13 protein-coding genes and 1 pseudogene are annotated in these 14267 nt (G+C 42.6%); 9 read left to right on the top strand and 5 right to left on the bottom strand.

From position 1 onward, the window contains the following. Positions 1–450: 450 nt before the first annotated feature. The 6 genes from lysA to IPJ86_04075 all read left to right on the top strand — a co-directional run bounded on the left by lysA (position 451) and on the right by IPJ86_04075 (position 6355). Positions 451–1677 carry a diaminopimelate decarboxylase gene (gene lysA, locus IPJ86_04100; protein MBK7886499.1) on the top strand — a complete coding sequence of 409 codons (1227 nt, stop codon included), beginning with the start codon at positions 451–453 and terminating at the stop codon, positions 1675–1677. Positions 1678–2090: 413 nt separating this feature from the next. After that, positions 2091–2798 carry a UMP kinase gene (locus IPJ86_04095; protein ID MBK7886498.1) on the top strand — a complete coding sequence of 236 codons (708 nt, stop codon included), beginning with the start codon at positions 2091–2093 and terminating at the stop codon, positions 2796–2798. A 287-nt stretch (positions 2799–3085) separates the two neighbouring features. Beyond that, entirely contained in the window at positions 3086–3646 is a 561-nt protein-coding gene (frr, locus tag IPJ86_04090; GenBank protein MBK7886497.1) for a ribosome recycling factor, read from the top strand. A gap of 190 nt (positions 3647–3836) precedes the next feature. Further along, on the top strand, positions 3837–4565 hold the full coding sequence (gene cmoA / locus IPJ86_04085; protein MBK7886496.1) for a carboxy-S-adenosyl-L-methionine synthase CmoA: 729 nt from the start codon (positions 3837–3839) through the stop codon (positions 4563–4565). Then, positions 4565–5272 (top strand): isoprenylcysteine carboxylmethyltransferase family protein, encoded by a 708-nt coding sequence (locus IPJ86_04080; GenBank protein MBK7886495.1) that lies wholly within the window; start codon positions 4565–4567, stop codon positions 5270–5272. The genes cmoA and IPJ86_04080 overlap by 1 nt, the downstream gene beginning before the upstream one ends. A gap of 9 nt (positions 5273–5281) precedes the next feature. After that, entirely contained in the window at positions 5282–6355 is a 1074-nt protein-coding gene (locus IPJ86_04075; GenBank protein MBK7886494.1) for a bifunctional 3-deoxy-7-phosphoheptulonate synthase/chorismate mutase type II, read from the top strand. 373 nt (positions 6356–6728) lie between these two features. Here the strand turns inward: IPJ86_04075 and IPJ86_04070 are convergent, their stop codons facing one another. From IPJ86_04070 to IPJ86_04060, 3 genes are all read right to left on the bottom strand, one after another. Next, on the bottom strand, positions 6729–7148 hold the full coding sequence (locus IPJ86_04070) for a GIY-YIG nuclease family protein (GenBank protein ID MBK7886493.1): 420 nt from the start codon (positions 7146–7148) through the stop codon (positions 6729–6731). Positions 7149–7271: 123 nt separating this feature from the next. Next, complete coding sequence (locus IPJ86_04065; GenBank protein ID MBK7886492.1) at positions 7272–7616, bottom strand: GIY-YIG nuclease family protein; 345 nt, start codon at positions 7614–7616, stop codon at positions 7272–7274. 207 nt (positions 7617–7823) lie between these two features. Further along, positions 7824–8420, bottom strand: coding sequence for a superoxide dismutase (locus IPJ86_04060; GenBank protein ID MBK7886491.1), 597 nt, complete (start codon positions 8418–8420; stop codon positions 7824–7826). Between the two features lie 241 nt (positions 8421–8661). Between IPJ86_04060 and IPJ86_04055 the strand changes: the two genes are divergently transcribed. Next, complete coding sequence (locus IPJ86_04055; GenBank protein ID MBK7886490.1) at positions 8662–10203, top strand: S8/S53 family peptidase; 1542 nt, start codon at positions 8662–8664, stop codon at positions 10201–10203. An 87-nt stretch (positions 10204–10290) separates the two neighbouring features. Here the strand turns inward: IPJ86_04055 and IPJ86_04050 are convergent, their stop codons facing one another. Further along, positions 10291–11388: a DUF1972 domain-containing protein gene (locus IPJ86_04050; GenBank protein ID MBK7886489.1), complete on the bottom strand. Its 1098-nt coding sequence runs from the start codon at positions 11386–11388 to the stop codon at positions 10291–10293. 29 nt (positions 11389–11417) lie between these two features. Then, a complete protein-coding gene (gene thiL / locus IPJ86_04045) occupies positions 11418–12461 on the bottom strand; it encodes a thiamine-phosphate kinase (protein MBK7886488.1) in 1044 nt (347 codons plus the stop codon). A 155-nt stretch (positions 12462–12616) separates the two neighbouring features. On the opposite strand from thiL, the gene IPJ86_04040 reads away from it, so the two are divergent. Both IPJ86_04040 and IPJ86_04035 read left to right on the top strand, forming a co-directional pair. Beyond that, positions 12617–13261: a DUF47 domain-containing protein gene (locus IPJ86_04040; protein MBK7886487.1), complete on the top strand. Its 645-nt coding sequence runs from the start codon at positions 12617–12619 to the stop codon at positions 13259–13261. Between the two features lie 9 nt (positions 13262–13270). Then, positions 13271–14259 (top strand): annotated as a pseudogene (locus tag IPJ86_04035) (inorganic phosphate transporter). The last annotated feature ends 8 nt before the right edge of the window (positions 14260–14267 follow it).

Below are 14267 nucleotides of genomic sequence, written 5' to 3'. Positions count from 1 at the left end.
GAGTTACAGATCGCCGAACGCCCCAACCCCGAAGGGGTTGAATATTGAAATGTCATGCATAGGAAAAAATAAATAGAGTTGAGAATCGAATCTCCGAAAGATCTCTGGGAAGATCTCTCGCTCTGGGAAATCCATGGTAAGCGGAACCCTGAAGGGGTTCAACCTGAGTAACTCCGGGTACAACCCGGAGTTACGGATCGCCGGACGCCCCAACCCTGAAGGGGTTGAATTTGAAATGTCATGCAAAGAAAAGTACAAAATAGAACTGAGAATCGATTCATCGGAAAACCTCTGGAAGGATCGTTCTCTCGTCAGAATCATTGAGTCGTAGATGAAATGAGTATGACGAGATCACTGGGAGGATCGTTCGCTCCGCTGGGGGATCGTTCGCTACGCTCTCTGGGAAAAACTGCTAAGCTTTAAACCTTAAACCTTAAACTTTCATTTCATATGTCAATTTCAAATGCTATCGCTCGTCTGCAAGCATTACCTGTGCAGCAAATTGTTGAACAATACGGAACGCCGTTGTATTTATATGATGGTGATAAAATTATTGATCAGTATAAACGGTTGAACGATTCTTTCTCCGGTGTGAAACTGAAGGTGAAGTATGCTTTGAAAGCATGTAATAATATTAATGTGCTGCGCTTGTTGTTGAAGCAGGGTTCGGGACTCGATGCCGTTTCTATTCAGGAGGTGCAGTTGGGATTGATGGCCGGATTCGAACCTTCTGAAATATTGTTTACACCCAACAGCGTGGCCTTTGAAGAGTTGGTGTCTGCTGTGGAGTTGGGCGTGCAGGTGAATATTGATAACATCTCGCTGCTCGAACAGTTCGGACATAAGTACGGAAATACGATCCCCTGCTGTATCCGTATTAATCCGCATATCGTCGCAGGTGGAACTTCTCATATTCAAACCGGTCATATCGACTCGAAGTTTGGAATTTCTATTCATCAATTGCGACATGTGTTGCGCATCGTCGAAAAAGAAAAAATTGTGGTGAATGGATTGCATATGCATACCGGTAGTGATATCCTCGACTCCGGTGTATTCGTGCGCGCTGCAGATCTCCTCTTCGAAGCTGCTGTTAATTTTAGTGACCTTGAATTTCTCGATTTTGGCAGCGGTTTTAAAGTGGCTTACAAGGAAGATGATGTGACGACCGATGTGGAGGAATTAGGGAAAGTGATTACAGAACGATTTCGTTCATTTTGTAAAGAGTATGGCAAGGAACTGGAATTATGGTTTGAACCCGGGAAATTTTTAGTCAGCGAATCGGGTGCATTGCTGGTGAGCGTGAATGTCATCAAGCAAACCACGGCTACTGTTTTTGCAGGCGTGAATTCCGGACAAAATCATTTGATCCGTCCTATGTTTTATGATGCCTATCATCATATCATCAACCTGAGTAATCCCAATGGTACACCGCGTATTTATTCGGTGGTAGGGTATATCTGTGAAACAGACACCTTCGCCGTCGACAGAAAATTAAATGAAGTCAGAGAAGGCGATACCCTGGCTATCCTCAACGCCGGAGCCTATGGATTTACCATGAGTAATAATTACAACTCACGGCCACGCCCAGCCGAAGTTTTAATGATGGATGGAAAATTTCATCTTATTCGTAAAAGAGAGACGCTTGATGATATTACCCGGAATATGATTGAAATTTGAAGATGGGGTGATTTGAAGATTTGGAAATGATGATTTTATAATGGTGATGATCTCTCTGGCGGGAGACAGGTTTGAATTTGAGGATTAGTTGACTGGGATGTGTTGTTGCATAGCGAACAATAGATTTGTAGTGATCATATATCATTTTTATTATCAATAGGAAGAATCAGTGGCAGCGATTTGTATACGCGATGTGTAGCCGCGTTACATGTAACGTGGCTACACATCGGGGTATCATATCGTGAGGGAAATCCGGGCTACACATCTGGGCTTCCCATCGCGGCTACTCATCTCAGCTATTGAGCAAAGGACTCGGATGGTGTAAAATCAATTTACAATCAATAACAGAAGATGGTCCTTTCAAGACTCTCAGCTTACATCTTTCAAAGAAAAAGGTTTATTTTGCACTTGCTATGAAATACAACCGCATTCTCCTTAAACTCTCCGGCGAAGCCCTGATGGGTGACAAACAGTTTGGTATTGATAATAAGCGACTTGCGCAATATGCTGCGGATATTAAGTCCATTGCCGATTTGGGTGTACAGGTAGCCGTTGTGATTGGTGGAGGTAATATTTTTCGTGGATTACAAGCTGCTGAAGGGGGGATGGATCGGGTGCAGGGAGATTACATGGGCATGCTCGCCACGGTGATCAATTCAATGGCATTACAGGCAGCTTTGGAGGGACAAGGAGTATTAACCCGCCTGCAATCTGCTATCAAAATGGAAGCGATTTGTGAGCCATTTATCCGTCGCCGGGCAGTGCGTCACCTGGAAAAGGGCCGCGTGGTGATTTTTGGTGCAGGTACCGGTAACCCGTATTTTACAACCGACACCGCCGCTTCCCTCAGAGCCATTGAAATTGAAGCTGATGTTATACTGAAAGGAACCCGTGTTGATGGCATCTATACCGCTGATCCTGAAAAAGATAAAACTGCAACGCGCTTTGCTACAATTACATTTGCAGAAGCCTATTCTAAAAATCTCCAGGTGATGGATATGACCGCTTTCACCCTCTGTCAGGAAAACAATCTGCCCATCATCGTCTTCGATATGAATAAACTCGGCAACCTCATGAAAGTCGTCAAAGGCGAAGAAGTCGGTACCCTCGTTACCGTTTAATCTATATAAATTGTCTTAGTCAAACGATTTTTCAAGGGAGTTGAATTACGAAACACGAAATTTTACGAAAATGCGAAATACGAAAAAAGCAAGCGAAATACTATAAATCTCATCTTAAATCTTTCGTATTCGTAGTCTATCCCTAATCTACTTGTAGTCTACCCATATTTCGTAGTTTCGTAAAATTTCGTATTTCGTATTTTCGTATTTCGTATTTTCGTATTTCGTATTTTCGTATTTCGTATTTTCGTACTCTATTCGTATTTCGTAACCCCCTTAAAATCTCTATGAACGACATAAAGTCCATTATTGACCACATGCAGGATCACATGCAAAAGGCGATCACTCACCTGGAATCAGAACTTGTAAAAATCCGCGCCGGTAAAGCTTCTCCGAATATGCTCGATGGCGTCATGGTGGATTATTATGGTGCCATGACTCCCTTAAGTCAGGTCGCTAATGTCAATACACCGGAAGCGCGGACCATCGTGATACAGCCCTGGGAGAAGAGTCTGATAAAAGCGATTGAAAAGGCCATCATCGATTCTAACCTCGGAATGACACCTGCCAACGATGGTATCATGATTCGTATCAATGTTCCCCCGCTGAGTGAAGAACGTCGCCGTGATCTCGTGAAACGTGCGAAAGCAGAGGGAGAACATGCCAAGGTGGGTATACGCAACCTGCGCAGAGAGGCAAATGATAATATTAAGAAAGCGCAAAAAAGTGGTTTGCCCGAAGATCTTGCAAAAGACGGTGAAGCGAAAACGCAGAAAATAACAGACGATTATATTACGAAAGTGGACAAGCACCTTGAAGCGAAGGAAAAAGAAATTATGACAGTCTAGTCTATGATATTAATCAGTTAATCTCACCTGCTTAATGACGGGCAAATGAATTTGAACATTCCTTTGCCCGTTTTCTTTTTTATCTCGTTATCTGCACGAAATTTTTTATAATTTTACTTTGTCATACCAGACAGCTTTGAAAGAGTATTTCTTTTTTCATGAAATCAAGTCTTAAAAATTTAGAGTACAGATGAAGAATAAGGATAAAATATTTAATGATGAATTGCAGAAAATAAGCGATTTTAAATTCGGCAGTCAGGTGGTGCAGGTTTTTGATGATATGGTATCCAGATCAGTGCCGTATTACAATGAAATGCAACGAATGCTTGCCGAGCTTGCCGCAGATTTTGCTGTAGATGGAACAAATATCTACGATTTAGGATGTTCAACAGGTACAACATTACTGGGCTTTGATAAAGTATTATCCGATGGAGTGAAATTTGTTGGTGTAGATGATTCACCGGAAATGGCGAAACAATGTGAAGAGAATTTTCAGAAAGCAGGAATTACCCGGCCCTATAAAGTGATCAATGCAGATATTAATAATGGACTGATTCTTGAAAATCCTTCCGTAGTCGTCATGTGTCTCGTATTGCAATTTATACGTCCTCTGTACAGGGAAAAACTCATTCATGAAATATACCGTCAGCTGAATCCACAAGGCTGTTTTCTACTCGTCGAAAAAGTATTGGGCGAAGGTTCGATGTTGAATAGAATGTTCATTGATTATTACTACAATTATAAGCGTAGAAATAATTACAGCGATATGGAGATATCAAAGAAACGCGAAGCATTGGAGAATGTTTTAATCCCTTATCGTTTGTCAGAGAATCTGGATTTGTTAAAAGCAGCCGGCTTTAGTCAGACGGAAATATTTTTCAAGTGGTATAATTTTGTGGGAATAATAGCTGTGAAGTGATGGTTAAAATCGGTAATATAATATTTCATTACAGGAATGTACTCTTTCCTGTTTTTTATGCGCTGTTGTTTGTTCCGGCTGTTCTTCTTGTGGAAAACGGATATTGGTTATTGTTAGCCGGATTTATCGTTGGTCTTGCAGGGCAGATGACAAGGATGATGACCATCGGCCTCGTTTATATTATTCGTGGAGGAAAAAACCGTCAGGTGTATGCGGAAGAACTGGTAACAACCGGCATTTTCGCGCATTGCAGAAATCCATTGTATGTGGGTAATATTTTAATGATTGTTGGATTGGGAATGATGTCGAATTCGATAATGTTTATTTTCATTTTGATTCCATTGTTCCTTTTTTTCTATCAGGCCATTTTGCGTGCGGAAGAAAATTTTCTGGAAAATAAATTCAGACAGGCGTACCGTGAGTATATGAAGAATGTAAATCGGTGGATTCCCGGCATACGCGGTGTAGGCAGAACGCTGGATTCGATGGTTTTCCACTGGAAACGTGTTTGGATAAAGGAATATGGAACTACCTTTATCTGGTCAACAGCTGCGCTTTGGCTGGTGGCAAAGTACTATTATAACAAGGCGGGTTGGGAAGCTGTAATGCAAATGCTTCCTGCATTTATTACGGTACAGGTTCTTCTTCTAACAATGTACCTCTTCGTTCGTTATATGAAGAAGTCGAAAACCTGGAAGGCAGATTGAAATTTAAAGATGAAGAATACGATCATAGCAGATAAAATACTGGTTGCAGGACCCTGTAGTGCCGAAAGCCGCGAACAGGTGCTGAGCACCGCCCGGGAAATTGCGAACAGACTTCCGACAGCAATTTTTAGAGCAGGTGTTTGGAAACCGCGTACACGCCCAGGTTCGTTTGAAGGGGTGGGAGAGGAGGCTCTCGAGTGGTTGTTAGAAGTGCGACAGGAGACCGGATTGAAAGTGATGACGGAAGCCGCCAATTCCAAACAGGCAGAACTATGTCTTAAAGCAGGTCTCGATGCTGTTTGGATAGGTGCGCGTACAACGGTAAATCCTTTTCAGGTTCAGGACGTCGCTGATGCGCTTATGGGTACATCCATCACGGTTATGGTGAAGAATCCGATTCACCCTGATGTGGAATTGTGGAGAGGGGCTATTGAAAGAGTACGGGCTGCTGTGACCGGTGATGTATTGGCAATCCATCGCGGTTTTCATTCCTTTGAAACAACAGAGTTTCGAAACCACCCCAGATGGCAAATCCCTTTTGAATTAAAATCATTCATGCCGGACTTGAAAATTATCTGTGACATCAGTCATATCGCAGGAACAAGACCTTTGCTACTTAGTGTAGCACAGGAAGCCCTGGATTTGGGTTTCGATGGCTGGATGATAGAAACACATATTAACCCTGATAACGCTCTTACCGATAAGTTGCAACAAGTAACACCTACAAGACTTTTTGAAATTCTCAATCATCTGCAACCCCGATTTTCAAAAGTGACCGACGAACTCAGCGTGGCTAAATTGCAAGCATGGAGATCGGATATTGATCGTCTGGATGATGAGATTTTAAAATTACTGAATGATCGTTTTCGCTATTCCGAATTAATAGGTGAATTGAAAAAAGAACAACAGATTTCTATTTTTCAACCGGAACGATGGAAGTCTATCCTCGAAGAAATGATGAAAAAGGGTTTATCAATGAATTTGAATCCCGGCTTTATCCGCAACCTCTTCATTCAGATTCACGATGAATCCGTACGTATTCAGGCAGAGATTGTGAATAAGGAAGAGAAGAAAGTTTCCTGAGTGTGGTATCGGTAAACTAATTGGTGGCTTCGAACCTTCATGGTGGCTTCGAGAGCCTCAGCCACCATGAAGGTTCGAGAAGACAATTACAGGACAATACCTTATTTTAAATCTCTCTTGGGTGGCTGAGGTTCTTCATGGTGTCTTCGAGAGCCTCAGCCACCATGAAGGTTCTAGAAGACAATTGCGGGAGATTCTTTGGTTTTATGCCTCACTTGGATGGCTGAGGTTCTTCATGGTGTCTTCGAGAGCCTCAGCCACCATGAAGGTTCGAGAAGACATTTGCGGGAGATTCTTTGGTTTTATGCCTCACTTGGGTGGCTGAGGTTCTCGAAGCCACCCAAGAGAGGCACTCTTTCTTAGCATCGAACCTTCATGGTGTCTTCGAGAGCCTCAGCCACCATGAAGGTTCTAGAAGACAATTGCGGGAGATTACTTTGGTTTTAAACATCTCTTGGGTGGCTGAGGCACTCGAAGCCACCCATGTGAGGCGATCAGGCAACGTATTTAAGTCTCTATGAGCAATCGCTAATTCAGGTAATAATTCAGGTGTTCCATTTATCAGCGCCTCTTTCTTTTTCCTGTTCCATCCCTGAACTTGTTTCTCTCTGTAAAAAGCATCTTGTACACGTTCATATTCTTCATAGTATACCAGTTTCACTGGCAATCGTTTTTTAGTATGGTTAGCCCCTTCGCCATTCTGATGCTGTCTTAATCTTAAATCCAAATTATTAGTACTGCCTGTATAATAGCTTCCATCACAGCATTCCAAAATATACATATATCCTTTCATATTTCTGACATCAAGATTTCGGGAACCTTCATGGTGGCATCGAACCTTCATGGTGTCTTCGAGAGCCTCAGCCACCATGAAGGTTCTAGAAGACAATTGCGGGAGATTCTTTGGTTTTATGCCTCACTTGGGTGGCTGAGGTTCTCGAAGCCACCCATGTGAGGCGATCGAAGGCAACGTATTTAAGTCTCTATGAGCAATCGCTAATTCAGGTAATAATTCAGGTGTTCCATTTATCAGCGCCTCTTTCTTTTTCCTGTTCCATCCCTGAACTTGTTTCTCTCTGTAAAAAGCATCTTGTACACGTTCATATTCTTCATAGTATACCAGTTTCACTGGCAATCGTTTTTTAGTATGGTTAGCCCCTTCGCCATTCTGATGCTGTCTTAATCTTAAATCCAAATTATTAGTACTGCCTGTATAATAGCTTCCATCACAGCATTCCAAAATATACATATATCCTTTCATATTTTGACATCAAGAATTGAGCCTTCATGGTGTCTTCGAGAGCCTCAGCCACCATGAAGGTTCTTGAAGACAATTGCGGGAGATTCTTTGGTTTTATGCCTCTCTTGGGTGGCTGAGGTTCTCGAAGCCACCCAAGAGAGGTTCTCGAAGCCACCCAAGAGAGGCACTCGAAGCCACCCAAGAGAGGCACTCGAAGCCACCTCCTAATTAAAAATTCTTCGCTACAGCATCCCAATTGACAACATTCCACCAGGCCGCTAAATAATCCGGACGACGGTTCTGATAGTTGAGATAATAGGCATGTTCCCAGACATCACATCCGAGGAGTGGTGTACCTTTTACTTCAGCACTATCCATCAATGGATTGTCCTGATTGGGAGTTGAACAGATCTCGAGTTTACCCGCACTGTTCTTGATAAGCCATGCCCATCCGGAACCGAATCGTCCGACACCTGCAGCGTTAAATTTGGTTTTGAATTCGTCGAAACTACCGAAAGCGGCATTGATCGCATCACCTAATGCTCCTTTCGGTACTCCGCCGGCGTTAGGTGCCATGATGCTCCAAAAGAAAGTATGATTCCAGTGACCTCCGCCATTGTTGCGCACGGGAACAGGGAATTTGGAAATGTTTTTACAGATATCTTCAATGCTCATGTTTTCGGCATCAGTTCCGGCGATGGCATTGTTCAGATTGGTAACGTAGGCCTGATGGTGTTTGCCATGGTGAATTTCCATGGTGCGTGCATCGATATGTGGTTCGAGCGCGTTGAAATCGTAGGGGAGAGGGGCAAGTGTGAAAGCCATTTTTTTATGTTTTTAAGTAGTGAAGGGACAAATTTACGGAGAAAGAATGAATGTGTACTTGTATTTTATCGGGTTAGAGCTTGCTAATCAGATGAAATTAAGTCGCTTTGCCGTTTTTAACCGTTTGTATTCGACTGTAAACCTTTATTTTTCTATGAATTCAATGTATTTTATTGTTCTTTGTTTTTCCGTATTGGGAAAAAGAACTAATTTCAAACTTTAAATAAATCATAAAAAAATTATGAAAAAAAATCTATGCTATCTTATGTTGTTGGTATGCCTGGGCTTCGTCTCCTGTACAAAACAGGATGAACCGGCGAATGATCAGGAAGGGCCTGTGCTGAAAGTGAAGCCGAATCCAACTGCCGTACCTTCGGGTTCAGCTTATGATAAGGCAAAACTGGATCAGATGGTTATCTCTACGCTGGAAGGAAGGAATGATTTTCAATGGGAAATGGTCGATTTAAAAACACTCTGGAGTGCACTTCATTATGGGGATCAAAGCCTCGCCATCGGTTATAAGCCGGCTTCAGAAGGGGATATCAGTGGTAAAATTCATACGGTGAATGTGAAGAGCGGAGCCTATAAACAAGTACACGATGCGCTGATTGAACTGATACTTTCTGAATTAAATGCCGGTCGTACTACTAAAGTGACGCTGGCGGATATTCTTGTAGAAGATGATCCTGTTTTACCAATTCTGACGATTAAGCTTACGAATAAGGAAGTGCTTACGAAATTGTATAATTTAGAGAATGTGCGTTACCTGGAGCCGCTGGATTATTGGCCAAATGATCCGAACCGTTCTTCTTCCGGCTGCAGTGCCAGTACCGAAGCACTCAACACCGCCGACTGGACCACGATCACTCCCGGAGCATTGGTGCCATGGAATTTCAATAACCAGAATATTCCAAATGCCTGGAATATCAGCGAAGGTCAGGGTATAACCATTGGCGTTATTGATGCCGGTTTAAGTTCTTCTCAAACATTGTTGAATGCTCAGTTTAACAACGGAGCTTCTAATGTGGGTAGAACAGTGAGTACAGATTATACACTGGGAACATCTGCCTTCAACTCTTGCACGCATGGAACAAGTATGAGTGGTCAGGCTGTTGGTCCCCGGAATAATCAGAATGCAACAACAGGGGTAGCCTATAAGAGTAATTTGCATTTTATTCGTGCTGCGAATGATGTCGTTTTGGATGCTTCTTCTGAAAAAACAGCTACCAAGAACGCCTTTATCAGAATGGGTAACAGAACAGATGTACGTATCATTAGTCTGAGTATGGGTTCACCGTTTGGTAGTGGAGTTTTGAAGGACGGAGTAGACTATGCTTATGGTTTAGGTAAAACAATTTTTGCAGCTGCCGGAACTTCATTTAGCTGGACCAGCTGGTTTGGGGTGATCTATCCTGCTGCGTATAGTTCTTGCATTGCTGTTACCGGGGTTAAAGAAAACGGTGGCCGTTGTGCTTCCTGCCATGACTGTAGCAAGGTGTTATATACGATCACCATGGAACGAAGTGCAAATAGTAATCGCAACTCGCTTTCCCTTCCCGCAAGTGGCGCAACTCCAACATATGTTGGTGGAAGCTCATGCGCAACAGCTACTGCCGCGGGTATCGCTTCATTAGCATTAAGTGCCAAGCCAGCTATGACACGTGCTCAACTAATGACATGCCTTACCAATACGGCACAATTCTATCCCACGAAGAACAGTACGAAAGGGTATGGGAACCTGAATGCAGCAGCAGCAGTGAATTATGCAATTGCCAATTATTGATAACGAAGAGTAGAAATAGAAAGCCTGTTATTCGCATATGAAAATGCGGGTAACAGGCTTTCTGTTTCGGGTAAGATGGAAGAGTTTTTAACGCACTACTTTTTTAAACAAAGCCTCATATTCTCCTGCAACCTTCTTCCAGTTGTATTGTTGCTGAATTTTTTCACGTTGAACAGCTCCAAAGAGTTTTCTCTTTTCCTCAAGCTTTGGAATGTCAGCTAAGAGTGCTGCAATGTCCTCCGGCGTCTTATAATACCAGGCATGCTCTCCAAGTACATTATGACTGAATAAATTATCATGAGAGAAAATATAGGATCCTGATGCCATTGCTTCGAGAAGTGAAGGATTGGTACCTCCTACAGAATGTCCGTGAAAATAGTAGCGCCCAAACCACCTAATGTTATTGAGATGCGGCAGGTTGTAAATACCCCCCATGAAACGAATGTTCTTATACGCTTTGTATTTATTCTTTAAGTATTGACCATAGGCCGTATGGTGTTTCCCTATCACCAAAAACGGAGTTCCGGCTCCGGATAATACAATCCCGTCCAGCGTGATTTCAATATTATTTTCCTTTTCAAGTCGGGCTACCAATAAATCATAGTTGCCTTTTTCCAGACCATATTCTTTTAAAATATGCTCTTCCGGCTGATCAAATACATCTGCTCCATAAGGGATGAAAGTAGAATCTTTATTATACTCTTTCAATAAGTAGTTCTTTATTTCGATGTTATCACTTACCAGATGATCACTGTATTTTGCTCCCAAAGACTCAAACCATTTGGCCAGCTTTTTTACTACTGCATTCCATTTATCACGCTTCCATTCCAAACCATCCATGTTGGTCACAAGGATGCTTTTTCGCTTGTGAAGCACCGGGAAAAAAAAGGAAGCCGTGGTATAGCCCAACACGAGAAGAATATCACACTTTTCTTTTAAGGCATGTTGCATACATAAATAATCGTATATAAAATTAGCCGGAGTTCCTATTGTTTTTTCCGGATTCCATTTGGTAACAATACGTACACCATGAAAATTATCTTGTTTGTATTCGTGGTAGTGGGGGTTGTATACTGTAACTTCATGTCCGGATTTCACCAATAATACGGCTAGGTTTTCGGCACATTGCTCATATCCACCATAATTATTAGGAATACCTCTTGATCCTGTAATTGCAATTCGCATAATTATTCAGTCTGTTTTTATTTTTTAGATCAGGAGCGAAATGCATCCCAGCCCTGCGCTTTCAGTTCATGCACATTTTGTTGCTTGTCAATAAATCGATAGCCAAATGAAGCATCTGTCATATGTCCGATGATACTGATCTCAGCACGATCCTTTATCTTTTCAAATTCACTGAGCGGCAAAGTAAAAAGCAGTTCATAATCCTCTCCACCATTTAAAGCGGCAACTGTGGGATCAAGCCCTAATTCTATGCCCAACTCACGGGTCAGATGATCGATCGGTAATTTCTCTTCGTAAATCTGACACCCTGTGTTCGAGCCTTTACATAAATGCATTAAGTCAGAGGCGAGGCCATCCGAAATATCAATCATCGCCGTCGGCTTCACATACCAGGTCTTGAATCGTTGGATAATATCAAGTCGGGCTTCCGGTTTCAACTGTCTTTCTAATGGATAATCGAAGCCTTGTAAGTCGGGTTGAACAGATGGATTTTCCAGAAATATTTTTTTCTCGCGGTTGAGGAGCTGCAGTCCCATATAGGCCGCCCCTATATCACCCGTCACACAAATAAGGTCATTTACAGCAGACTGATCTCTATACACCAAATCCTCTTCCATGGCATGCCCAATAGCAGTAATGCTGATCGCCAAACCTCCGGGCGTTGAACAGGTATCGCCTCCAACAAGGTCAACTCCATAGCGCTCACAAGCCAGATTGATTCCTTCCATCAATTCTTCAACGGCCTCCAGTGAGAATCTGTTGGACATGGCCAGGCCACATACAATTTGCTTGGGCAGGGCATTCATGGCGCAAATGTCACTGATGTTGACCACTACAGCTTTGTATCCCAGATGTTTTAGTGGAGTAAAAGAAAGGTCAAAGTGCACCCCTTCAATCAACATATCAGTGGTGACCACCGTTCTGCCCGGACCGTTATCGATCACAGCAGCATCATCACCAATTCCTTTTAAAGATCCCGGTTGAGTCAGTTTCACACTTTGTTTTATATGATGTATGAGGCCAAATTCGCCTAAACTGCTCAATTCCGTTCTGTTTTGCTTATTCTCAAACATGGCGTCAAAGATACTCGGATACAGTTTATGACTGACTTCTGCATGGGGATTATCGCTTCCCTTCAACAAGATTTAGTGAATGTGGAAAAATCTTCCTCCTGCGAATTAATATTTACATAACAATTCCTTTACATTCGCAGTCTTAACCCATCGCTATGTCTTCATTCGGCTTCTTAAAGTATTTCGTACCCCAGGATCGTAAATTCTTTCCGTTGTTTGATAAGGCTGTAACCAACCTGCATGAGGGCGGAAAAGCTGTTTATCAACTTGTTACTTGCGAAGTGGAGGAGCGCCCAAGATGGTTCAGGAAGATTGAACAGCTGGAGCATGCCGGTGATGAGATCACTCATGAAATATTCCTGGAACTCGGAAAAAATTTCATCACCCCATTCGACCGGGAAGACATTCATCGTTTAGTGACTTCTTTTGATGATGTCATTGACTATATCCATGGCACCTCGAAAAGGATCGAATTGTATAAAATTCAGCATTTCGATAAGGATCTGATAAAACTTTGTGAACTGATTCAACTCAGCACTCAGGAGTTACGGTCGGCCGTTTTGGAATTAAAAAACATGCGAAAAATGCGTGATATCACGGCATCATTGGTTCGTATTAATAGTATAGAGAATCATGCCGATGATATTTTTGATCATGCAATGGCCGATCTTTTTGCCAATGAGAAAGATGCTGTAAAAATTATCATGTACAAGGAAATTATGCATGGATTGGAAACGGCAACCGATAAATGCGAGGATGCTGCCAATGTTATTGAATCGATCATCATTAAGATGGCATAATCCTGTACTATGTCAGACTTACTCCTTCTCGTTATTGTCCTTGCGCTGATTTTTGATTTTATTAATGGATTTCATGATGCAGCGAATTCTATTGCAACTGTCGTATCTACGCAGGTGCTGAGTCCACTCTCCGCTGTTGTTTGGGCCGCCATGTTTAACTTCATTGCCTACTGGATTTTTGAGTTGAAGGTAGCAGACACAGTAGCTAAAACGGTACGACCCGAGAACATTACACTGACCGTGGTGATGGCCGGAATTCTCGCCGCTATTGTTTGGAATCTGCTGACCTGGTGGTGGGGAATTCCTCCAGTTCCTCACATACCCTGATTGGTGGTTTTGCAGGAGCAGGTGTAGCTCATGCCGGTGGTTTTGATGCGATTCAGTTTGATAAGGTGATGCCCACAGTGTATTTTATTGTACTGGCACCCGTCCTTGGGATGCTTATGTCATATTTCATCTCTGTCATTACTTTACACATCTGTAAAAGAGCGAATCCTTCTAAAGTGGATCGGATTTTCCGACGCTTACAATTGGTTTCTTCTGCTGCGTATTCGCTTGGACATGGAGGTAATGATGCTCAAAAAGTGATGGGGATTATTGCCGCGGCAATGCTTAGTCAGGGTATTATCGGAGATATGAAGGAACTTCCGGCATGGGTTCCACTGGCTTGTTATGTTTCCATAGCACTGGGAACAATGATAGGTGGTTGGAAAATTGTTAAAACCATGGGGCAGAAGGTGACAAAACTGACTCCCTTTGAAGGCTTCAGCGCCGAAACAGCAGGTGCACTCACGCTTTTTGCTACACAGCATTTTAAAATACCGGTGAGTACTACTCATACCATCACAGGTTCTATCGTTGGCGTTGGATTGACAAAACGGATATCTGCAGTGCGATGGGGTGTCACCTTGCAACTCATCTGGGCATGGGTACTAACGATACCCGTATCCGCAGCTCTTGCAGGATTTTTTCTGTATATTTTGGAAGCCGTTTTATAAGAGTTTAC

The sequence above is a fragment of the Bacteroidota bacterium genome, from assembly GCA_016713925.1.
In the GTDB taxonomy this organism is placed as follows: domain Bacteria; phylum Bacteroidota; class Bacteroidia; order AKYH767-A; family OLB10; genus JAJTFW01.
This window is presented reverse-complemented; position numbering and strand designations above follow the sequence as displayed.